The sequence below is a fragment of the Sphingomonas sp. LM7 genome (assembly GCF_002002925.1).
Lineage (GTDB): Bacteria > Pseudomonadota > Alphaproteobacteria > Sphingomonadales > Sphingomonadaceae > Sphingomonas.
This window is the reverse complement of record NZ_CP019511.1, coordinates 3,246,311-3,264,525: the sequence shown is the minus strand read 5'-3', so window position 1 is coordinate 3,264,525 and position 18,215 is coordinate 3,246,311. Positions and strand designations below refer to the sequence as shown.

The 18,215-nt window shown below is 66.9% G+C and carries 25 protein-coding genes; 13 read left to right on the top strand and 12 right to left on the bottom strand.

Features of this window, described 5'->3' with window-relative positions:
* The first annotated feature begins 44 nt into the window (after positions 1-44).
* Complete coding sequence (locus BXU08_RS15170; protein ID WP_077510819.1) at positions 45-836, top strand: SDR family oxidoreductase; 792 nt, start codon at positions 45-47, stop codon at positions 834-836.
* Here the strand turns inward: BXU08_RS15170 and BXU08_RS15165 are convergent.
* The gene (locus tag BXU08_RS15165) at positions 833-1,138 is read right to left on the bottom strand and encodes a 4a-hydroxytetrahydrobiopterin dehydratase (protein ID WP_290439650.1); all 306 of its coding nucleotides are present in this window, start codon (positions 1,136-1,138) and stop codon (positions 833-835) included. The genes BXU08_RS15170 and BXU08_RS15165 overlap by 4 nt on opposite strands.
* Positions 1,139-1,167: 29 nt before the next feature.
* On the opposite strand from BXU08_RS15165, the gene BXU08_RS15160 reads away from it, so the two are divergent.
* The 3 genes from BXU08_RS15160 to BXU08_RS15150 are packed head-to-tail and all read left to right on the top strand — an operon-like array spanning position 1,168 to position 2,779.
* Positions 1,168-1,572 carry a metallopeptidase family protein gene (locus BXU08_RS15160; RefSeq protein ID WP_150125547.1) on the top strand — a complete coding sequence of 135 codons (405 nt, stop codon included), beginning with the start codon at positions 1,168-1,170 and terminating at the stop codon, positions 1,570-1,572.
* A complete protein-coding gene (gene ccmA, locus BXU08_RS15155) occupies positions 1,569-2,138 on the top strand; it encodes a heme ABC exporter ATP-binding protein CcmA (protein ID WP_077510817.1) in 570 nt (189 codons plus the stop codon). Before BXU08_RS15160 ends, ccmA begins: the two co-directional genes overlap by 4 nt.
* Entirely contained in the window at positions 2,135-2,779 is a 645-nt protein-coding gene (locus tag BXU08_RS15150; RefSeq protein WP_077510816.1) for a heme exporter protein CcmB, read from the top strand. The genes ccmA and BXU08_RS15150 overlap by 4 nt, the downstream gene beginning before the upstream one ends.
* Positions 2,780-2,830: 51 nt before the next feature.
* Here BXU08_RS15150 and BXU08_RS15145 read toward each other — a convergent pair whose 3' ends face one another.
* From BXU08_RS15145 to BXU08_RS15115, 8 genes are all read right to left on the bottom strand, one after another.
* Entirely contained in the window at positions 2,831-3,700 is an 870-nt protein-coding gene (locus tag BXU08_RS15145) for a class I SAM-dependent methyltransferase (protein WP_077510815.1), read from the bottom strand.
* Positions 3,701-3,745: 45 nt separating this feature from the next.
* Positions 3,746-5,137 carry a threonine synthase gene (thrC, locus tag BXU08_RS15140; protein ID WP_077510814.1) on the bottom strand — a complete coding sequence of 464 codons (1,392 nt, stop codon included), beginning with the start codon at positions 5,135-5,137 and terminating at the stop codon, positions 3,746-3,748.
* Positions 5,138-5,249: 112 nt separating this feature from the next.
* Positions 5,250-5,930, bottom strand: coding sequence for an SURF1 family cytochrome oxidase biogenesis protein (locus BXU08_RS15135; protein WP_077510813.1), 681 nt, complete (start codon positions 5,928-5,930; stop codon positions 5,250-5,252).
* Positions 5,927-6,226 carry a DUF983 domain-containing protein gene (locus BXU08_RS15130; protein WP_366926566.1) on the bottom strand — a complete coding sequence of 100 codons (300 nt, stop codon included), beginning with the start codon at positions 6,224-6,226 and terminating at the stop codon, positions 5,927-5,929. The genes BXU08_RS15135 and BXU08_RS15130 overlap by 4 nt, the downstream gene beginning before the upstream one ends.
* Before the next feature lie 104 nt (positions 6,227-6,330).
* On the bottom strand, positions 6,331-7,209 hold the full coding sequence (locus tag BXU08_RS15125) for a cytochrome c oxidase subunit 3 (protein ID WP_077510812.1): 879 nt from the start codon (positions 7,207-7,209) through the stop codon (positions 6,331-6,333).
* Positions 7,210-7,241: 32 nt separating this feature from the next.
* Positions 7,242-7,775, bottom strand: a complete 534-nt coding sequence (locus BXU08_RS15120) for a cytochrome c oxidase assembly protein (RefSeq protein ID WP_077510811.1) — start codon at positions 7,773-7,775, stop codon at positions 7,242-7,244.
* Positions 7,772-7,912: a hypothetical protein gene (locus tag BXU08_RS20090; RefSeq protein WP_171982534.1), complete on the bottom strand. Its 141-nt coding sequence runs from the start codon at positions 7,910-7,912 to the stop codon at positions 7,772-7,774. Before BXU08_RS20090 ends, BXU08_RS15120 begins: the two co-directional genes overlap by 4 nt.
* Positions 7,909-8,811 carry a heme o synthase gene (locus tag BXU08_RS15115; RefSeq protein ID WP_077510810.1) on the bottom strand — a complete coding sequence of 301 codons (903 nt, stop codon included), beginning with the start codon at positions 8,809-8,811 and terminating at the stop codon, positions 7,909-7,911. Before BXU08_RS15115 ends, BXU08_RS20090 begins: the two co-directional genes overlap by 4 nt.
* A 105-nt stretch (positions 8,812-8,916) precedes the next feature.
* Here BXU08_RS15115 and BXU08_RS15110 point away from each other — a divergent pair, with 105 nt between their 5' ends.
* Complete coding sequence (locus tag BXU08_RS15110; protein WP_253190389.1) at positions 8,917-9,327, top strand: response regulator transcription factor; 411 nt, start codon at positions 8,917-8,919, stop codon at positions 9,325-9,327.
* A gap of 91 nt (positions 9,328-9,418) precedes the next feature.
* Entirely contained in the window at positions 9,419-9,970 is a 552-nt protein-coding gene (locus BXU08_RS15105) for a DUF4199 domain-containing protein (RefSeq protein ID WP_077510808.1), read from the top strand.
* 52 nt (positions 9,971-10,022) lie between these two features.
* Here the strand turns inward: BXU08_RS15105 and BXU08_RS15100 are convergent, their stop codons facing one another.
* The 3 genes from BXU08_RS15100 to coxB all read right to left on the bottom strand — a co-directional run bounded on the left by BXU08_RS15100 (position 10,023) and on the right by coxB (position 13,282).
* Entirely contained in the window at positions 10,023-10,310 is a 288-nt protein-coding gene (locus tag BXU08_RS15100; protein ID WP_077510807.1) for a hypothetical protein, read from the bottom strand.
* A gap of 139 nt (positions 10,311-10,449) precedes the next feature.
* Complete coding sequence (gene ctaD, locus BXU08_RS15095) at positions 10,450-12,120, bottom strand: cytochrome c oxidase subunit I (protein ID WP_077510806.1); 1,671 nt, start codon at positions 12,118-12,120, stop codon at positions 10,450-10,452.
* A 4-nt stretch (positions 12,121-12,124) separates the two neighbouring features.
* Positions 12,125-13,282 (bottom strand): cytochrome c oxidase subunit II, encoded by a 1,158-nt coding sequence (gene coxB / locus BXU08_RS15090; RefSeq protein ID WP_077510805.1) that lies wholly within the window; start codon positions 13,280-13,282, stop codon positions 12,125-12,127.
* 172 nt (positions 13,283-13,454) lie between these two features.
* On the opposite strand from coxB, the gene pyrE reads away from it, so the two are divergent.
* The 7 genes from pyrE to maiA are packed head-to-tail and all read left to right on the top strand — an operon-like array spanning position 13,455 to position 18,185.
* Positions 13,455-14,039, top strand: a complete 585-nt coding sequence (gene pyrE, locus BXU08_RS15085) for an orotate phosphoribosyltransferase (RefSeq protein WP_077510804.1) — start codon at positions 13,455-13,457, stop codon at positions 14,037-14,039.
* Positions 14,036-14,764, top strand: a complete 729-nt coding sequence (locus tag BXU08_RS15080) for a pyridoxine 5'-phosphate synthase (RefSeq protein ID WP_077510803.1) — start codon at positions 14,036-14,038, stop codon at positions 14,762-14,764. The genes pyrE and BXU08_RS15080 overlap by 4 nt, the downstream gene beginning before the upstream one ends.
* Positions 14,764-15,087, top strand: a complete 324-nt coding sequence (locus BXU08_RS15075) for a hypothetical protein (protein WP_077510802.1) — start codon at positions 14,764-14,766, stop codon at positions 15,085-15,087. Before BXU08_RS15080 ends, BXU08_RS15075 begins: the two co-directional genes overlap by 1 nt.
* Entirely contained in the window at positions 15,084-15,497 is a 414-nt protein-coding gene (gene acpS, locus BXU08_RS15070; protein WP_077510801.1) for a holo-ACP synthase, read from the top strand. The genes BXU08_RS15075 and acpS overlap by 4 nt, the downstream gene beginning before the upstream one ends.
* Positions 15,498-15,502: 5 nt before the next feature.
* The gene (lepB, locus tag BXU08_RS15065; RefSeq protein ID WP_150125659.1) at positions 15,503-16,378 is read left to right on the top strand and encodes a signal peptidase I; all 876 of its coding nucleotides are present in this window, start codon (positions 15,503-15,505) and stop codon (positions 16,376-16,378) included.
* Positions 16,375-17,544, top strand: a complete 1,170-nt coding sequence (locus tag BXU08_RS15060) for an AI-2E family transporter (protein ID WP_077510799.1) — start codon at positions 16,375-16,377, stop codon at positions 17,542-17,544. Before lepB ends, BXU08_RS15060 begins: the two co-directional genes overlap by 4 nt.
* A gap of 20 nt (positions 17,545-17,564) precedes the next feature.
* Positions 17,565-18,185, top strand: a complete 621-nt coding sequence (maiA, locus tag BXU08_RS15055; RefSeq protein ID WP_077510798.1) for a maleylacetoacetate isomerase — start codon at positions 17,565-17,567, stop codon at positions 18,183-18,185.
* The last annotated feature ends 30 nt before the right edge of the window (positions 18,186-18,215 follow it).

The following is an 18,215-nucleotide window of genomic DNA, read 5'->3' as shown; positions in this document are numbered from 1 at the left end:
TGCGGGATGAAGTCGCAAACGTCAAAAGGCGACAGGGGGAGCGGATGGCGAACGAGAAGGCGATCTTCATCACCGGCGGGGCGTCGGGGATCGGTCAGGCAGTCGCAAAGCTGTTCGCAGCACGCGGCTGGCGCGTCGGGCTCGCCGACGTCAACCGCGCCGGGCTCGAGGCGACTGCGGCGATGCTGCCGCCGGGCATGGCGACGACGCATGTCATGGACGTGCGCGACCGCGACCAGTGGCGCGAGGCGCTCAGCGCCTTCGCGGCGACCACCGGCGGGCGAATCGATGTCGTGTTCAACAATGCCGGCATCGCGATCGGTGGACCGCTCGCCCAGGCCAGCGACGACGACATCGACCGGATTGTCGGGATCAACCTGGTCGGCGTGATCAACGGCGCGCGCGCGGCGCATCCCTTCCTCAAGGCGACGCCGGGATCGAGCCTGGTCAACACCGCGTCGGCCGCGGCGATCTATGGATCGAGCGGGCTGGCGCTCTATGCCGCGGTCAAGTTCGGGGTGCGCGGGCTTTCCGAGGCGCTCGACGCCGAATGGGCGGGCGACGAGATCAAGGTGCGCGTGGTGATGCCGAGCTTCATCGACACGCCCCTGCTCGATTCGAACGTGTCGGGGACGAACTACACCGCACGCGATTCGGTGCGTGCGGCGGGGCTCGAATTCACGCCGCTGGACGAAGTCGCCGAGGCGATCTGGAACGGGATCGCGCGCGACAGGGTCCATGTCATCATCGGCAAGACCGCACGGCGGCTCGCCTTCGCTTCGCGCTGGATGCCGGGCGCGCTACGCAAGCAGATGCGCCGCGGCGGAATGCGCTAGAGCAGCGCGTCGATCGCCTGCGCCATCGCGATGTCGCGCTGGGAGAGGCCACCGGCGTCGTGGGTGGTGAGCAATATATCGACGCGGTTCCACACGTTCGACCATTCGGGATGATGGTCGGACTTGTCGGCGAGCAGCGCGACGCGGGTCATGAAGCCGAATGCCTCGTTGAAATCCTTGAAGGTCAGGCGGCGGGTGATCGCGTCGCGGGCCTCGTCATACGCCCAGTCGGGAATCGCGGCGAGCGATTCGCGCCGATGTCCTTCGGTCAATCGCGCCACCATGATCGCCTCCTTGCCCAGCCTTCGCCCCACGGCCTATGGGTTCGGGGATGAGCGGGCAAGCACCTTCCCACGCGCCCGATGCGGCGGCGATCGAGGCACTGGCCCGCGACGCGCTGGCGCGCATCCCCGAGCCGTTCGCGACGCATCTGGGCGACGTCGTGCTCCTCGTCGAGGAATTCGCCGACGACGAGACGCTGGACGGCCTGGGGATCGAGGATCCGTTCGCGCTGACCGGGCTGTATCACGGCCGACCGATCGGCGAGAAATCGGCATTCGATTCCGGGGGTCTGCCCGATCGCATCCACCTCTATCGCCGCGCGATCCTCGATGAGTGGTGCGACACCGGCGTGTCGCTGCAGGCGCTGGTCAGCCATATCGTCGTCCATGAAGTCGGGCATCATTTCGGACTGTCCGACGCCGACATGCACGCGCTGGAAGACGCCGCCGGGTGAATGCCGGCCTGACCTTTGCGGAGGTCGCATGCGTCCGCGGCGGGCGGCGGCTGTTCGAGGGGATAAGCTTCGCGCTGGCACCGGGCGAGGCGGCGCTGGTCAGCGGGCCCAACGGCACCGGCAAATCGAGCCTGATCCGAATCGCGGCGGGGCTGCTGCCGCCTGCATCGGGCCGCGTCGAGGGCGAAGGCGCGCGGGCGCTGCTCGCCGAGACTGCGGCGCTCGATCCGGAACTGAGCGTCGCCGCGGCGCTGGGCTTCTGGGCCCGGATCGACGGACGGGCAGGCGCCGTCGTGGATGCGCTGGCGGCGGTCGGATTGCGCGAACTGGCAGCGGTGCCGGTTCGGCTGCTGTCGACCGGACAAAGGCGGCGCGCGGCGCTGGCACGCGTGGTGGCGAGCGGCGCGCCGGTGTGGCTGCTCGACGAGCCGGCCAATGGGCTGGACGTCGAGTCGGTGCGAGTGCTGGAGGCGCTGATCGCCGGGCACCGCGCGGCCGGCGGGATAGCATTGGTGGCGACGCATCTGCCGATCGCGCTGCCGGATGCGCTTGAGATCGCGTTGTGAGCCCCTTCATCGCCATCGTTTGGCGCGAGCTGCGGCGCGCGTGGAGCACCGGCGGGCTGCTGATGCCGATCGCCTTCTTCCTGCTCGTCGCGATCCTCTTCCCCTTTGCGATCGGCCCTGACGGCAAGTTGCTCGCACGCGTCGGCGGCGGGGTCATCTGGGCGGCGGCACTGCTCGCGGCGTTGCTCCCGGTCGAGCGGCTGGTGACGCCGGATGCCGAAAGCGGGGTGCTCGACCAGTTCGCCACACGCGGCATATCCGACGAAGCCGTCGCAGCCGCCAAGATGCTCGGCCATTGGCTCGGCTTCGCGCCGGCCTTGCTCGCCGCGACGGTGATCGCGGCGGCGCTGCTGCATCTGCCGGGCACTGCGCTGCTGCCGATGCTCGCCGGGTTGGCGATCGGCACGCCCGGCCTAGCCGCGCTCGGTGTCGCCACTGCCGCCCTGGTTGCAGGATTGCGCGGCGCAGGGGCGCTGGCGGGCCTGGTGATGCTGCCCTTCGCCGTGCCGCTGCTGATCTTCGGCGCAGGCGCCACGGGCGATCAGCCGGGCGCTTTCAAGCTGCTCGCCGCGGTGAGCCTGTTGCTGGTGGCCGGCTGCCCGTTCGTAGCGGGCGCCGCGATCCGGATGGGGCGGACCTAAAACCGCGAAGCTGCGAAGACACGAAGAAGCGAAAGGAGACTGTGCGTCGCGCTAGCGGCTCCAGCGCGCGAAGATCGCGGTTGGCAGTTCGAGCCCGCGGGCTTCTTCGCGGACCGTGAGCTCCCCCGCCTCCACCTTGCCGCCCAAGTCGCCGAACGACTGGCGGACCAGCTCGCCGATCGCCAGCGCCGACATGCGCACGGCGTAGACGGTCAGGAACAGGAAGCGCGAATCGGCGTCGAGCAGTTTGCGCGTGTCGGCGATCAGGCCGGGCAGGCCTTCCTCTAGCTTCCAGACTTCGCCGTTCGGCCCCCTGCCCCATTTGGGCGGATCGAGGATGATCCCGTCATAGCGGCGGCCACGCCGCACTTCGCGCGCGACGAACTTGCCGGCATCGTCGATCATCCAGCGGATGGGCTTGTCTTCCATCCCCGACAGCGCGGCATTGGCCTTGCCCTCGGCGACCGACTTCTTCGAGGCATCGACATGCGTCATCCGCGCGCCCTTCGCCGCCAGCGCCAGCGTGCCGACGCCAGTATAGCCGAACAGGTTCATGCACTCGGCTTCGGGCTTGTCGGCGATTTGCCCGCGCATCCAGTGCCAGACGGGCGCCATGTCGGGGAAGAAGCCGAGATGGCGGAACGGCGTGGCCTGCGCGGTGAAGCGGACTTCCTCCCAGGCGAGCGGCCAGCCTTCTGCCGGAGTTTGCTTGTGGAAATGCCAGCGGCCGCCGCCCTCGTCATCGGGGGCGGGGAGGAATTCGCCGTGCGCGTCCCAGTTTTCTGACGCCGGCGCCCACATCGCCTGGGGCTCGGGGCGGATGAAGCGGTATTTGCCATAGCGCTCCAGCTTGCGGCCATGGCCGGAGTCGATCAGCCCGTAATCGGCCCAGGGCTCGCCGGTGAGAGTGATGAGGTCCATGGGCCTCCCTTATCCAGCCTTGCGCTCCGGCGAAAGCGCGAGCCCTCAGGCCTTTGGCGTGGCGCGCTCGGCGATATAGGCGGTCACCGCTTCGAACGTCGCGGGAAGCACGTCGTAGCGTTCCTGACGCTCGTGGAGATCGCCGACGCGCGCGGGAACTGGCGGACGCAGGCCGGTGGCGCGCTCGACGGCTTCGGCGAACTTGGCGGGGTGCGCGGTGGCCAGCGTGACCACGGGCACCTCCGCCGGAAGATCAGCGCGGCGGGCAGCGGCGAGACCGATCGCGCTGTGCGGGTCGAGCACCTGCCCGGCCTCGACATGCGCCCAGCGCATCGCCTCGTTCATCGCATCGGCGTCAATCCGGTCGCTGGCGAACAGCGACGCCGCGCCTTCACGCTGGGCATTAGTGAGCCGCATCGCGCGCTCTGCCTCGAACCCGCGCATCTGATCGGCGACTGGCGCGCCGGCGAGATCGGAGAGCAGCCGCTCGAAGTTCGAGCTGACCTGGATGTCCATTGATGGCGCGGCGGTGGGCGTGACGGTGCCGGTCGAATAATCGCCGCTCGAAAGCGCGCGATGGAGAATGTCGTTGACGTTGGTCGCGACGATCAGTCTGGCGATCGGCAGCCCCATCCTCGCCGCGACATAGCCCGCGAACACGTCGCCGAAATTCCCAGTGGGCACTGCGAACGCGACCGGCTTGTCGGGCGCGCCGAGACGGACCGCGGCGTAGAAATAATAGACCACCTGCGCCATCAGCCGCGCCCAGTTGATCGAATTGACCGCAGTCACCTGGAAGCGGCCGGCGAAGTCGGCGTCGTTGAACATCGCCTTCACCAGCGCCTGGGCATCGTCGAAGCTGCCTTCGATCGCGATGTTATGGACGTTGGGCGCCAGCACCGTCGTCATCTGGCGGCGCTGGACCTCGGAGACGCGGCCCTTGGGGTGGAGCATGAAGATGTCGATCCCCGCACGTCCGGCGACGGCGTCGATCGCGGCGCTGCCGGTATCGCCCGAAGTGGCGCCGACGATGGTCAGGTGATCGCCAGTCCCCGCGAGGAACTTCTCGAACAGCAGGCCGAGCAACTGGAGCGCGACGTCCTTGAACGCGAGCGTGGGGCCGTGAAACAGCTCAAGCAGCCAATGCTGGTGGTCGAGTTGGACCAGCGGCGTCACCGCGGCGTGGCTGAACCGGCCATAGCCCTGGGTGCAGAGGTCGCGCAGTTCGTCCTCGCTGAGATCCGGCCCCACGAACGGCAGCATCACCCGGACGGCGGTCTCGACATAGGAAAGTCCGGCGAGATCGGCGATCTGCTCACGGGTCAGGCTCGGCCAGGATTCGGGAACGTAGAGCCCGCCATCACTGGCAAGGCCAGCAAGCGTGACGTCGCGAAAGCCGAGCAGGGGCGCGGCGCCTCGGGTGCTTTGGTAGCGCATGCGGGCGGGGTTAGCTGCAGGACTCGGCAGCGGCAAGCCAAGCAAAACTCCCCTCCCTGAAAGGGATGGGTTGGGAGTGGGTAGCTATGGGGCTCGATGCCTCGCCCGCCGCCTACCCTGCTGGTGAAGGAGGCTCGCTGCGCTCGCCACCCACCACCGGCCCCTCCCTTTCAGGGAGGGGGGCAGAGGGCTTCCCCAGCCGGCGCAGCGCGAGGACGTAGATCACCGCAGCCACCAGCGCGAACAGGAACCATTGCACGCCATACGCGAGATGATTGTTGGGCACCGAGGACAGATCGGGCGTGCCGTTGGGCGCGAGGCCGGCAGCAGGCGTGTCCGCCACCAGCAGCAGCCGCTTCGGGGTGCGGTCGAACAGCGAGGACAACATCGAACGGCTGTCGGGCGCGTGGCTGATCATGCCGCGCACCGCCCCGCCCTTCCATACCGGCTTGGCCAGCGGATCGCGCGTAGTGCCAAGCTGGACCATCATTCCGGGGCCCTCGGCGCCGCCCGTGCGGCACTCGACGATGAAGCGAAAACCCGCGCTGCCCGCGCCGGTGAGCATGCTCGACACAGGCTCGACGCACATGCCATGGGTGCGGCGGAACAGCAGCGAATCATCGGGCAGTCGCGGAAAGGCAATCTCGGGCTTGGTCGGATTCGCCGCGAGCTGGGCGAGTGCGGCTTCCTTTTGCGGCTTGCGGATCACCAGCTGCCAGACGCCAAGGCCGATCATCGCCGCCACCGCCAGCGCGACGATCATCGTGGGAAGGATGGGAATACGCCTGGTCATTGGTCGGGAGCGATCCGGGCTTCGCTGGCCTTGTTGCGATATTCGAGCGCGAGCAGCCAGCCTTTGCCGACGCGTAGCGCCCCGACGGTGAGCAGCGTGGTGAACGGAATCCACAGCAGCGCGTGGATGAGCAGCCCGGGCTCGAAGGTGAACTCCACCCACAATGCCAGCGCCGTGACCAGTGCGCCGATACCAAGCGTCAGGAAGACGACCGGGCCATCCCCAACATTGAACTTGTCGTAATCGAGCCCGCAATCAGGGCAGTGAGCGGCAAAGGCGACGAAGCTCCTGAACAAGGTCCGCGCGCCGCAGCGCGGGCAGCAGCCATACAGCCCGGAATGAATAGGGGGAGGCAGCCCTGGGCCGCCTCCCCCCGAAAGCTTGGGTTGTTCAGGCACGCTCAGTGCACCGGCGCGCCCCAGCCGCCCCAGACGTAGATCGAGGCGAAGAGGAACAGCCAGACCACGTCGACGAAGTGCCAGTACCAGGCAGCGGCTTCGAAGCCGAAATGCTGCCGCGGCGTGAAGTGGCCCTTGTAGACGCGCACCAAGTTGACGATCAGGAAGATCGTGCCGACCAGCACATGGAAGCCGTGGAAGCCTGTCGCCATGAAGAAAGCGCCGCCATAGCTGCTGCCATGCTCGCTCGCCGCTTTGAATGGGAACGGCGATTCGGCATATTCATAGGCCTGGATGCAGCTGAAGATCAGGCCGAGGATGATCGTCAGCCACAGCCCCTTCTTGACGCCGTCATTCTCGCCGACGCCGATCAGGCCCCACAGGCCCTTGAGCGCGCCGCCGCGCTGGCCATGGAGCAACGCGTGGTGCGCCCAGGTCACGGTGCAGCCCGAGCAGAGCAGGATCAGTGTGTTGAGCAGGGGGAACTGCCATGCGTTGACGACATGCATGCCCGCGGGCGGCCAGGTGCCGCCGACTGCCTCGACGCTCGAGGGGAACAGCGCGAAATCGAACCACGCCCAGAACCAGCCGACGAAGAACATCACTTCCGAAGCAATGAACAGGATCATGCCGTAGCGCAGGTGAAGCTGGACGATCGGCGTATGATCGCCGGCATGCGCTTCGCGGATCACGTCCGACCACCAGCCGAAGAAGGTGATCAGGATGCCCGCGACGCCGGCGAAGAACACCAGGTTCGCGCTGGGCATGCTGTGCATCCACATGATGCCGCCCGAGGCGAGCACCAGCGCCGCCATCGAGCCGAACAGCGGCCAGATACTCGGCGGAAGGATGTGGAATTGATGATTCTTGGCACCTGCCATCGGCTCGCCCCTGTTTCTGGTTTGCAGCGTCTCTAGCTTGCAGTCTTGCCGGAATCCACAGGGTAAAATGTGTAAGAGAGCGTGATCTCCTCGATGTCCCGGGCGTCGGGATCCTGGAGGATCGCCGGATCGACGTAGAACAGCACCGGCATGCGCACCGTCTCGCCCGCCGCCAGGGTCTGCTGGGTGAAGCAAAAACACTGGATCTTGGTGAAATACTTGCCTGCCACGGCCGGCGTGACGTTGAACGTCGCCGAGCCGGTGATGGGTTTGTCCGACAGGTTGGTGGCGGTGTAGAACGCCATGTCGCGGCCGCCGATGTCGATCGTGTCGGCGCGGCGCTCCGGCGTGAACTTCCAGGGCAGCTTGGCCGCGACATTGCTGTCAAAGGCGACGGTGATCTTCTGCCCCGTGGCGCCCGGCGCGCGCTCGCCACGCTGGGTGGTCCCGTTGAGCCCGGTCACTTCGCAGAACATCCGATAGAGCGGCACGCTGGCGAAGCCGACGCCGGTCATCGTGCACACACCTAGGCCGGCGAGCAGCGCAGTGCGGGCATTGCGGTTCATCCGCCGTGCCCGATCTGCATCTTCACGATCGAGATCGCGAAGACGAGGATGACGAACGCGCCGAGCAGCAGCGCCATCACGCGCGCCCGCGCGCGCTGGCGAGCGCGGATCACTTCGGTTTGGTCGACGTCGTTCATGCAAACCACCTATCGGCGACCAACGCGCCGAACATCAGGAACAGATAGAGGATCGAATATTTGAACAGCCGCTTTTCGGGCACCATCGTGTCGTCGGGCACCGACGTGCGGAAGGTGACATGGACCACCAGCGCGGCGAAGATGCCGGTCAGCAGCACCGCCGACCAGCCATAGAGCGCGCCGGTGAGCCCAAGCGGCCAGGGTGCGACCGCGGCGGCGGCCATGGGGAAGGTGTAGAGTCCGATCTGGGTGCGCGTGTTGCGTTCGCCCGCCACGACCGGCAGCATCGGCACTCCGGCATTGGCGTAATCGGTCTTCACGAACAGCGCGAGTGCCCAGAAATGCGGCGGCGTCCACAGGAAGATCAGCGCGAACAGCAACGCCGGCAGCAGCGCGACATCCCCCGTCGCCGCCGCCCAGCCGATCAGCGGCGGGAAGGCACCCGCGGCGCCGCCGATGACGATGTTCTGCGGCGTGCGGCGCTTGAGCCAGATCGTGTAGATGAAGACGTAGAACAGGATCGACACCGCGAGGATCAGCGTCGCCGCCAGGTTGATCGCGAAATACATCAATGCGAGGCTGAAACAGGCGAGTCCCACGCCGAAATGCAGCGCCGACTGGCGGTCCATCCGCCCGGCAGGCAGCGGCCGCCCTTGCGTGCGGCGCATCTTCGAATCGAGATCGGCTTCATACCATTGGTTGAGCGCGCCCGCCGCGCCCGCACCGAGCGCAATGCACAGGATCGCGGTGAAGCCGAGAATCGGATGAATCGGCACCGGCGCGGCGAGCATCCCGCACAGCCCGGTGAACACGACGAGCGTCATCACCCGCGGCTTGGTCAGCGCGAGAAAATCCCGCCATTCGGCAGGAAGGAGTACGGTGGCGGCGGAAGTGCTCATGGCTTGGCAGCGCTATAGGCCGGGCGCACCCGGGGGGAAAGGGGCCGCATTGTCTCATGCCCGGCGCGGCGCTAGCCTTTGCCCCGGGGCGGCGACGGGGGCATTGTGAGGCGCATACTTCCCTATGGCGCAGTGCTGGCGGCCGGGACGCTGGCGCTGCAATGGCTCGACTATCGCCGCATCGCGCGGACGTATTTCGAGGACATCTACATCTTCCTGATCGCGGCGGGGTTCCTCGTCCTGGGCATCGTGCTCGGCATGCGCGCGCTGGCGCGGCCCGGCGCGGCGCCGTTCGACGGCAATCCGAAGGCGCAGGCGGCGCTGGGCATCAGCGCGCGCGAACTGGCGGTGCTCCACGAACTGGCCGCGGGACGATCGAACAGGGAAATCGCCGATCGGCTCCACGTCTCGCCCAACACCGTGAAGACGCATGTCGCGCGGCTGTTCGAGAAGCTCGACGCCCGGCGGCGCACCGATGCAATCGCCCGCGCCCGCGAGCTCGGGATCGTGCCGTGATGCGCATTTCGCGCAAATCACCCTTTCGGGCGATTGCTCCGCGGCGCCCGCCGCGCCCCAACGGTGCCGCAACCTTTGCGGGAGAAATTTCATGCTTCGCACCATCCTGACCTACGGCGTCATTGCCGGCGTGATCGTCGGCATCCCGACCTTCGGCATCTTCACGGTCCTTGCCGAGAATGCGCCGAGCGGCTGGCTCGGCATGGCGATCGGCTATCTGACCATGCTGGTGGCGCTGAGCATGGTGTTCCTCGCGATCAAGCGGCGGCGCGACGACGATCTGGGCGGCGTGATCCGCTTCTGGCCCGCTTTCGGCATGGGCCTGGCGATCAGCGTGGTCGCCGGAATCTTCTATGTCGCCGCATGGGAAGCGGCGCTGGCAATGACGAGCACCGACTTTATCGGCGCCTATACCGAGTCGCTGGTCGCCGAGAAGCGCGCGCAGGGCGTCGCCGCCGCCGAGATCGCGAAATTCGCCGCCGAGATGGAGGCGCTTCGTTTGCAATATGCCAACCCGCTGTTCCGCCTGCCGATGACCTTCAACGAGATCTTCCCGGTGGGGCTGCTGGTCTCGCTGGTCTCGGCGGGACTGCTGCGCAATCCGCGCTTCCTGCCCGCGCGCGCTACGCCCGGCCTGGGCTGAGAACCGGACCGAGAGTCTTCGTCATCCCGGCTTGAGCCGGGGTGACGAAGGCTCAGCCGAGCCGCTTGCGGTTGGCCTTCACCTTGCGGCGATAATGTTTGAGGACCTTCTGCGTACCGGTCAGCGGGTTGTCGCCCAGCCGGCCGGTGACCAGCGCGGTCTGGAGCTCGAAGGCGGCCTGCATCTTCTCGGACAGCATCAGCTGCGCCTCTTCGGCCGCGCCGACGCCACCGCCGGCCATCTTGGCGACGCGCAATCCGATCACCGACGAGGCTTCGAGGCCCAGCGCCCAGGCATCGATGCCCGCGCTGGCCCAGTCGCCATATGGCCATTTGTACATCTACGCCCCTTCACGCGCGCCGGGCAGGATCCGGCGCAGACTTTCAACGCGCCATAGTCGCGGACGGGCGCGCAATCGCCAAACGAAAACGCCCCGGAGTCTCCCCCGGGGCGCTTGCGCCAGCCTTTCGGCCGATGGCTTAGTGGTGCGAACCGCCGTCGATCACCGGCAGCGTTTCGAACTGGTGGAACGGCGGCGGGCTGGACAGCGTCCATTCCAGCGTGGTCGCGCCTTCGCCCCACGGATTGTCGCCGGCCTTCTTGCCCGCGATCAGCGACCAGATCACGTTGATGAAGAAGATCGCCACGCCGACGATCATGATCATATAGCCCCAGGTCGCGACCTGGTTCCAATGCGCATAGGCGTCGGGATAGTCCGGGTAGCGGCGCGGCATGCCCTGCAGACCGAGGAAATGCATCGGGAAGAACAGCACGTTCACGCCGATGAAGAAGATCCAGAAGTGCAGCTGGCCGAGCAACTCGCTGTACATCTTCCCGAACATTTTCGGGAACCAGTAATAGAAGCCGGCGAACAGGCCAAACACCGCACCGAGCGACAGCACATAGTGGAAGTGCGCGACGACATAATAGGTGTCGTGCATGTAATCGTCGACGCCGCCGTTGGCGAGCACGACGCCGGTCACGCCGCCGACGGTGAACATGAAGATGAAACCGAGCGACCAGACCATCGGGGTCTTGAAGCTCAAGGAACCGCCCCACATCGTCGCGATCCACGAGAAGATCTTCACGCCGGTGGGCACTGCGATCACCATCGTCGCCGCGGTGAAGTACATCTTCACGGTGACCGACAGGCCGGTGGTGAACATGTGGTGCGCCCAGACGACGAAGCCGACCAGGCCGATCGCGACCATGGCGTATGCCATGCCGAGATAGCCGAACACCGGCTTGCGGCTGAAGGTGGCGACGATCTGGCTGACGATGCCGAAGCCCGGCAGGATCATGATGTAGACTTCGGGGTGGCCGAAGAACCAGAACAAATGCTGGTAGAGGATCGGATCGCCGCCATAAGCGGGATCGTAGAACGCCGTGCCGAAGTTACGGTCGGTCAGCAGCATCGTGATGGCGGCGGCGAGCACCGGCAGTGCGAGCAGCAGCAGGAACGCGGTGATCAGCACCGACCATACGAACAGCGGCATCTTGTGCAGGGTCATGCCCGGCGCGCGCATGTTGAAGATGGTGGTGATGAAGTTGATCGCGCCGAGGATCGAGCTGGCGCCGGCGATGTGGAGCGACAGGATCGCCATATCGACCGACGGCCCGGGCTCGCCATAGGTGGAGAGCGGCGCGTACACCGTCCAGCCCGTGCCGGCGCCGTTGCCCACGAAGGGCGAGGCGAGCAGCAGGGTGAACGCCGGGATCAGCAGCCAGAACGAGATGTTGTTCATCCGCGGGAACGCCATGTCGGGCGCGCCGATCATGATCGGGACGAACCAGTTGCCGAAGCCGCCGATCATCGCCGGCATGACCATGAAGAACACCATGATCAGGCCGTGCGCGGTGATCAGCACGTTCCAGAAGTGGAGCGCCTCATCGAACGTCGCCGAACCGTGGAGATATTCCAGCCAGGTCGGCAGATACTGGATGCCCGGGTGCATCAGCTCGACGCGCATCAGCCCCGAGATGCCGCCGCCGATGATGCCGGCGACGATCGCGAAGATCAGATAGAGCGTGCCGATGTCCTTGTGATTGGTGGACATGAACCAGCGCTGGAAGAACCCAGGCTTGTGATCGGCATCATGATGATGGTCGTGCGCATGGGTGTCATGCGCGTGGAGAGCGGTGTCGGTCATGGTCTCAGTGGCCCGTCTGTCCGAGGCCCGCCGGATTCTGCGTCGCGGGCTTGTTGGTAACCGTGGCAGCTTCGGTCGCGTTGATGACCGGGCCGGCCTGCGCGGCATTGTCCGGCTCGGCGGAAGCATCGTTGCCCGCGGCGGTGGCCGATTGCGGCGCAGCGCCTTCGCTGGGCATCTTGCCGCCCTTCGACGCGACCCACTGCGCGAACACTTCGGGGCTCACGGCCTCGACCGCGATCGGCATATAGGCGTGGCGCGCGCCGCACAGCTCGGAGCACTGGCCGAAATAGAGGCCCGGCTTCTCGATGATGAAGCTGGTCTCGTTGAGGCGGCCGGGAACGGCGTCGATCTTGATCCAGAAGGCGGGGACCGCCCAGCTGTGGATCACGTCCTGCGCCGTGGCGACGAGGCGGATCGGCACGCCGACCGGCAGCACGACGCGGGTGTCGGCAGCGAGCAGGCGGGGACCGTCGGCATCGGTGCGATAGCGCTGGCCGGCGGCGACCTCGGTCTGCTCCTTGAGCATGTTGGCGGTCAGCTTGATATCGCCGTGATCGGGATATTCATACGACCAGAACCACTGGTTGCCGATCGCCTTCAGAGTGACGGCGTTTTCGGGCGCGGGCTTGAACTGCGCGGCGAGCAGCCGGATCGAAGGCACGGCGATCGCGATCAGGATCAGCACCGGCGCAAGCGTCCAGACGATCTCGATCGCAGTGTTGTGGCTGGTCCGCGACGGCACCGGATTGGCGGCGCGGCGATAGCGGATGACCACGTAGATCATCAGCGCCAGCACGAACAGCGAGATGATCACGATCAGCGGCAGCAGCACCCAATTGTGGAACCAGTGCGCATCGCGGCCGTTCGGCGTGACCTGCTCCTGCAGGCCGAACAGCCGGTCCTGCGGCTGGCCGATGCCCGGCGCGACGCGAGTCAGCGGCAGGCCGGCGGCGTCGAGCGTGGGATCGGCGACGGCGGGAGTCGCCGAAGCAGCGGGTGCCGGCGTCGCGGCGGCGTCCGGCGCGGGCGCTGCAACGGGCGCGGGGGCAACAGCCTCCGGCGCCGGAGCGGCGGGCGCCGCGCTATTCTGGGCGAAGGCAGGCGCGCCCAGCGCCAGCCCTGCAGCCAGGACAATCGAAGTCAAACCAGGCATGCGCATCGTCTGTATTCACCCTGTTCGTGGCTGCGCCGTCGGCAAATATGGAAAAGGAACCGAGTCAGCGGCCTATACGCGACGGATGCCCATTCTCAACCCTTTTTGCATGGCCGTTGCGGTGACGGGGTGCCCCCCGTAAGAGTTGCGCCGCCGGAAGCAGCAAGGAGCGCATGCGTTGACCCAAGACGAGATTCTGGCGGAGTTCCGCGCCGCGGATGCGCTGCTCGAGGGTCATTTCATCCTGTCCTCGGGGCTGCGCAGCCCGCGCTATCTCCAGTGCGCGCGGGTGCTGATGGACCCAGCGCGCGGCGCGCGGCTGGCCGAGGCACTGGCGGCGCAGATCCCCGCCGATCTCCGCACACAGATCAGCGCCGTGGTGTCGCCGGCGATGGGCGGCGTCATCGCCGGACACGAGATGGCGCGCGCGCTGGGTGTCGAGGCGATGTTCGTCGAGCGCCCGACCGGCAGTTTCGAGCTTCGCCGCGGCTTCCGGCTCACGCCCGGCCAGAAAGTGCTGATGATGGAGGACGTCGTCACCACTGGCCTTTCCTCGCGCGAGGCGATCAAGGCGATCGAGGAAGCCGGCGGGCAAGTGATCGCGATGGCGTCGCTGGTCGATCGCTCGGGCGGAAGCGCCGCGTTCGACGTGCCGTTCTTCCCGCTGATCCGGCTCGACGTGCCGACCTACCAGCCCGATGCGCTGCCGCCCGAGCTGGCGGCGATCCCGGCGATCAAGCCCGGGAGCCGTGCGGAAGCATGACCGGCAAGCTCCGCCTGGGCGTCAATATCGACCATGTCGCGACCGTGCGGAACGCGCGCGGATCGGGCTATCCCGATCCGGTGCGCGCGGCACTGCTCGCCGTCGAGGCGGGGGCCGACGGGATCACTGCGCATCTGCGCGAGGATCGCCGCCACATCACCGACGACGACATCGCCCGACTGGTCGCCGAGCTTAGCGTGCCGCTCAACCTGGAGATGGCGGCGACCGACGAAATGCTCAGCATCGCGCTCAGGCACCGTCCGCACGCGGTGTGCATCGTTCCCGAGAAACGCGAGGAGCGTACCACCGAGGGAGGGCTCGACGCGGCGGGCCAGCATAATCATCTCGCGCCGATGGTCGCCAGGCTGCTCGACGCCGGCTGCCGCGTGTCGCTGTTCATCGAGCCCGACGAGCGGCAGATCGACGCGGCATTGCGCCTGCGCGCGCCGGTGGTCGAGCTGCATACGGGCCGCTATTGCGAGCTGGCCGAAGACGCGCGCGCCGACGAGCTGCGCCGCATCGCCGACGCCGCGGCGCTCGCCGCCAAGGCGGGACTCGAACCGCATGCCGGTCATGGGCTGACCTTCGACAACGTCGTGCCGATCGCCGCGATCCCGCAGGTCGCCGAACTCAATATCGGCCATTTCCTGATCGGCGAGGCGATCTTCGACGGGCTGGCGCCGGTGGTCCAGCGGATGCGAGCGCTGATGGACGAGGCGCGGTGATGACTACCGCCCGCCTCGTTTCCAGGAAGGTCGCGGAAGCAGTCTATTTCCTGTCGGTGTTAGGGTCGGTCATCGTCTCGCTGCTTTTCGTGATGTTGATGATTGGCGGCCTTTCGATCGGCGGAAAACTCGCGACTGCCTTTGGGCCATTCACTCTCTATGTGGCCGTTCCGCTCGGCTACGCCTTTGTAGCGCAAAAGCTCGCCTATCGCGCTTTCGAACGTGAGAGGTTGCGTCACGGGTCGGCCCTGTTGATCTCGCCGTCGCTTGGACTAGCGGCGCAGCTGGCGGTCCCCTTTTATCTTGCGGGCACGGCTTCATGATCCTCGGTCTCGGCTCCGACCTCTGTAATATCGAGCGGATCCAGAATTCGCTCGACCGCTTCGGCACCCGCTTCGAGCAGCGCGCCTTTACCGAAACCGAGATCGCCAAGGCCGATCGCCGGCCGCACAATCGCGCCGCCACGCTCGCCAAGCGCTTCGCCGCCAAGGAAGCTTATTCCAAGGCTGTCGGAACCGGGTTCAAGCAGGGGGTGTTCCTCAAGGATATCGGTGTCGTCAACGCGCCTTCGGGGGCGCCGACGCTGGCGCTGACCGGGGGGGCGAAGGCGAGGCTTGACGCACTCACCCCCGACGGCCACGTCGCGAAGGTGCATCTCACGCTGACCGATGATCATCCCTGGGCCTTCGCCATGGTGATGATCGAGGCGATCGCGGTCGGGAAGGACGATTGATGGCCATGGCCGCGGATGAGTTGGCGTTGACGCACGAACAGGGCTTCGAAGAACCGGTAACCGAAAAGCGGCGCGGCACCGACTGGTGGGCCGAGCTGCGCGGAATCGTGTGGCTGGTACTCGCGGTGCTCGGCTTCCACAGCCTGATCGCCAAGCCATTCTATATTCCGTCCGAATCGATGATGCCGGGGCTGCTGGTCGGCGACCGGCTGGTCGTCACCAAATATCCCTATGGCTACAGCTTCGTCACCCCGACCTTCCACTTGCTGTCGTTCATTCCCGGCCGGCTGTTCGGCAGCCTGCCGCAGCGCGGCGACGTGGTGATCGTGACTCCGCCGGGGACCAAGACCGATTACATCAAGCGCGTCATCGGCCTGCCGGGCGACCGGATCGCGGTACGCGACGGCGTGGTCTGGCTGAACGGCAAGCCAGTTCCGCGCCGCGCCGCGGGCACCCGCGACATCCCCGTCGACGCCAATACCCGCTGCGACGCCGATCACTATCCCGGGCTGCTGGTCAGCGGCGCGGGCGGGCAGCATTTCTGCCGCCTGCCGATCCTGCGCGAGACCCTGCCCAACGGCCGCTCGTACGACACGGTCGACAAGGGCTGGAGCCCGGGCGACAATTATCCCGAGATCCATGTACCGCAGGGCCGGGTGTTCCTGATGGGCGACAACCGCGACAACAGCGCCGACAGCCGCTTCACCATCGCGCAGAACGGGCTCGGCGGGCCGGTGCCCTGGGAGAATATCGGCGGCCGCGCCGAATTCATCACCTTCTCGCTGGACGGCAGCGCCAATTGGAACCCGCTGACCTGGCCCGCCTCGTTCCGCTCGGGCCGCGCCGGCACTTCGCTCCATCCGACACAGGACAGTAAATGACCGCCGATTCCCCCGCGAGCGAAGGCGTCCAGGTCGTCCACGAGCCCGGCCCCAACGAATTGCGCGACCCGATCGTGCGCGCCGAGCTCAAGCGCGCTTCGGTCTGGTTCGGGCTGGCGATCGGCACCGCGCTGGTCGTGCTGCTTATCCAGCCGCTGCTGATCATCTTCGGCGCGCTGGTCTTCGCGTCGATGCTGGACGGCGGCGTGCGTCTGCTCGGCCGAGTGCTGCCGATCCCGCGCGGCTTCCGGCTGCTGATCGTCGTGGTCGCGGTGATCGGGTTCATCGGCAGCGTCTTCTACCTCACCGGCGTCCAGATCGCGCTCCAGGCCGAACAGCTTCGCGCGACGCTGGAAGTCCAGGGCAACCGAGTCGTCGAATGGATTTCCAGCCTGGGCCTGATGCCCGGCCGCGCCGACCTGACCGGCATGGCGCAGCAGGCGCTGGGCTCGATCGGCCGGCTGACGTCGGCCGTCGGCACCGTGCTGGGCGCAGGTGCCAGCCTGCTCATGGTGATGTCGATCGGGCTGTTCGTCGCGATCGAGCCGCGCATTTACGAGCGCGGGCTGCAATGGATGGTTCCGGTCGAGGCGCGCGACGATTTCGCCGTGACGATCGCGCGGATGGCGCGGATGCTGCGCGTGCTGCTCGCCGGGCGGCTGCTCGGCATGTTGTTCGAAGGCGTGCTGACCTGGATCCTGCTGTCGATCGCCGGGGTGCCGATGGCGCTGCTGCTCGGCATCATCACCGGCATCCTGGCCTTCATCCCCAACATCGGCGCGTTCATCAGCGGCGTGCTGATGATTTCGGTCGGGTTCAGTGCCGGCGTCGACCAGGGTCTGTGGGCGATCGCGATCTATTTCGGCGTGCAGACCTTCGACGGCTATGTGCTGATCCCGATCGTCGCCAAGCGCACGGTCGACTTGCCGCCGGCGCTGACGCTGTCGGCGCAGATCCTCGCCAGCACCTTGTTCGGGATCATGGGACTGGCGCTCGCCGATCCGATCGTCGCGATGATCAAGGTCGCGCTGGAGAGCGAGGCCGAGCGCTCGGCTCGGGCCCGCGACAATGCGCCGCGCGGCTTCCACTGGCGGGTGCGCCACCGCGACACCGTGCCGGGCACTGCGACGATCGCGGAACCGCCGGGGCAGCCCCCCGTTACCTGAGCCATTCCGGGAGGCGAAACATGCTGCTTCACGATTATTTCCGCTCGTCCGCGGCATATCGCGTCCGCATCGCGCTCAACCTCAAGGGCCTGGCATATGCGCGCCACGACGTGATGCTGCTCGAGAACCAGCAGCGCAGCCCCGAGCATCTCGCGCGCAATCCGCAGGGGTTCGTGCCCGCGCTCGAAGTGGACGGCAAGGTGCTGACCCAGAGCCTCGCGATCATCGACTGGCTCGATGCGCGGCATCCCGAGCCGCGGCTGATCCCGGAGGACCCCGACGCGCGCGCCGCCGCGCTGGCGCAGGCGCTGGTGATCGGTGCCGACGTCCATCCGCTCAACAACCTTCGCGTGATGCGGCGATTGAAGGCGATGGGCATCGAGGATACCGCACGCGACGACTGGACCCGCGACTGGATCGCCGAGGGCTTCGCCGCGCTGGAAGCGATGGCCGGCGACGCGCGCTTCCTTGGCGGCGATGCCCCGGGAATCGCCGACGTGTTCCTCGTGCCGCAGATGTTCAATGCGCGGCGCTTCGCCACGCCGCTTGACGCCTATCCCAAACTGGTGCGTGCCGACGCCGCCGCACAGGAGATCGAGGCATTCGCAGCGGCGCATCCGGACCGCGTGGCGCCAAAATGACTCGTATTGATGTCACCCCGGTCGAAGTGC

Bases quoted from the DNA above. Each gene is read 5' to 3' on its own strand.
- BXU08_RS15170 (WP_077510819.1), top strand. From the start codon at position 45: ATGGCGAACGAGAAGGCGATCTTCATCACCGGCGGGGCGTCGGGGATC.
- BXU08_RS15160 (WP_150125547.1), top strand. From the start codon at position 1,168: ATGAGCGGGCAAGCACCTTCCCACGCGCCCGATGCGGCGGCGATCGAG.
- BXU08_RS15145 (WP_077510815.1), bottom strand. From the start codon at position 3,700: ATGGACCTCATCACTCTCACCGGCGAGCCCTGGGCCGATTACGGGCTG.
- thrC (WP_077510814.1), bottom strand. From the start codon at position 5,137: ATGCGCTACCAAAGCACCCGAGGCGCCGCGCCCCTGCTCGGCTTTCGC.
- BXU08_RS15135 (WP_077510813.1), bottom strand. From the start codon at position 5,930: ATGACCAGGCGTATTCCCATCCTTCCCACGATGATCGTCGCGCTGGCG.
- BXU08_RS15125 (WP_077510812.1), bottom strand. From the start codon at position 7,209: ATGGCAGGTGCCAAGAATCATCAATTCCACATCCTTCCGCCGAGTATC.
- BXU08_RS15120 (WP_077510811.1), bottom strand. From the start codon at position 7,775: ATGAACCGCAATGCCCGCACTGCGCTGCTCGCCGGCCTAGGTGTGTGC.
- BXU08_RS20090 (WP_171982534.1), bottom strand. From the start codon at position 7,912: ATGAACGACGTCGACCAAACCGAAGTGATCCGCGCTCGCCAGCGCGCG.
- BXU08_RS15115 (WP_077510810.1), bottom strand. From the start codon at position 8,811: ATGAGCACTTCCGCCGCCACCGTACTCCTTCCTGCCGAATGGCGGGAT.
- BXU08_RS15105 (WP_077510808.1), top strand. From the start codon at position 9,419: ATGCTTCGCACCATCCTGACCTACGGCGTCATTGCCGGCGTGATCGTC.
- BXU08_RS15100 (WP_077510807.1), bottom strand. From the start codon at position 10,310: ATGTACAAATGGCCATATGGCGACTGGGCCAGCGCGGGCATCGATGCC.
- ctaD (WP_077510806.1), bottom strand. From the start codon at position 12,120: ATGACCGACACCGCTCTCCACGCGCATGACACCCATGCGCACGACCAT.
- coxB (WP_077510805.1), bottom strand. From the start codon at position 13,282: ATGCGCATGCCTGGTTTGACTTCGATTGTCCTGGCTGCAGGGCTGGCG.
- BXU08_RS15080 (WP_077510803.1), top strand. From the start codon at position 14,036: ATGACCGGCAAGCTCCGCCTGGGCGTCAATATCGACCATGTCGCGACC.
- BXU08_RS15075 (WP_077510802.1), top strand. From the start codon at position 14,764: ATGACTACCGCCCGCCTCGTTTCCAGGAAGGTCGCGGAAGCAGTCTAT.
- acpS (WP_077510801.1), top strand. From the start codon at position 15,084: ATGATCCTCGGTCTCGGCTCCGACCTCTGTAATATCGAGCGGATCCAG.
- lepB (WP_150125659.1), top strand. From the start codon at position 15,503: ATGGCCGCGGATGAGTTGGCGTTGACGCACGAACAGGGCTTCGAAGAA.
- BXU08_RS15060 (WP_077510799.1), top strand. From the start codon at position 16,375: ATGACCGCCGATTCCCCCGCGAGCGAAGGCGTCCAGGTCGTCCACGAG.
- maiA (WP_077510798.1), top strand. From the start codon at position 17,565: ATGCTGCTTCACGATTATTTCCGCTCGTCCGCGGCATATCGCGTCCGC.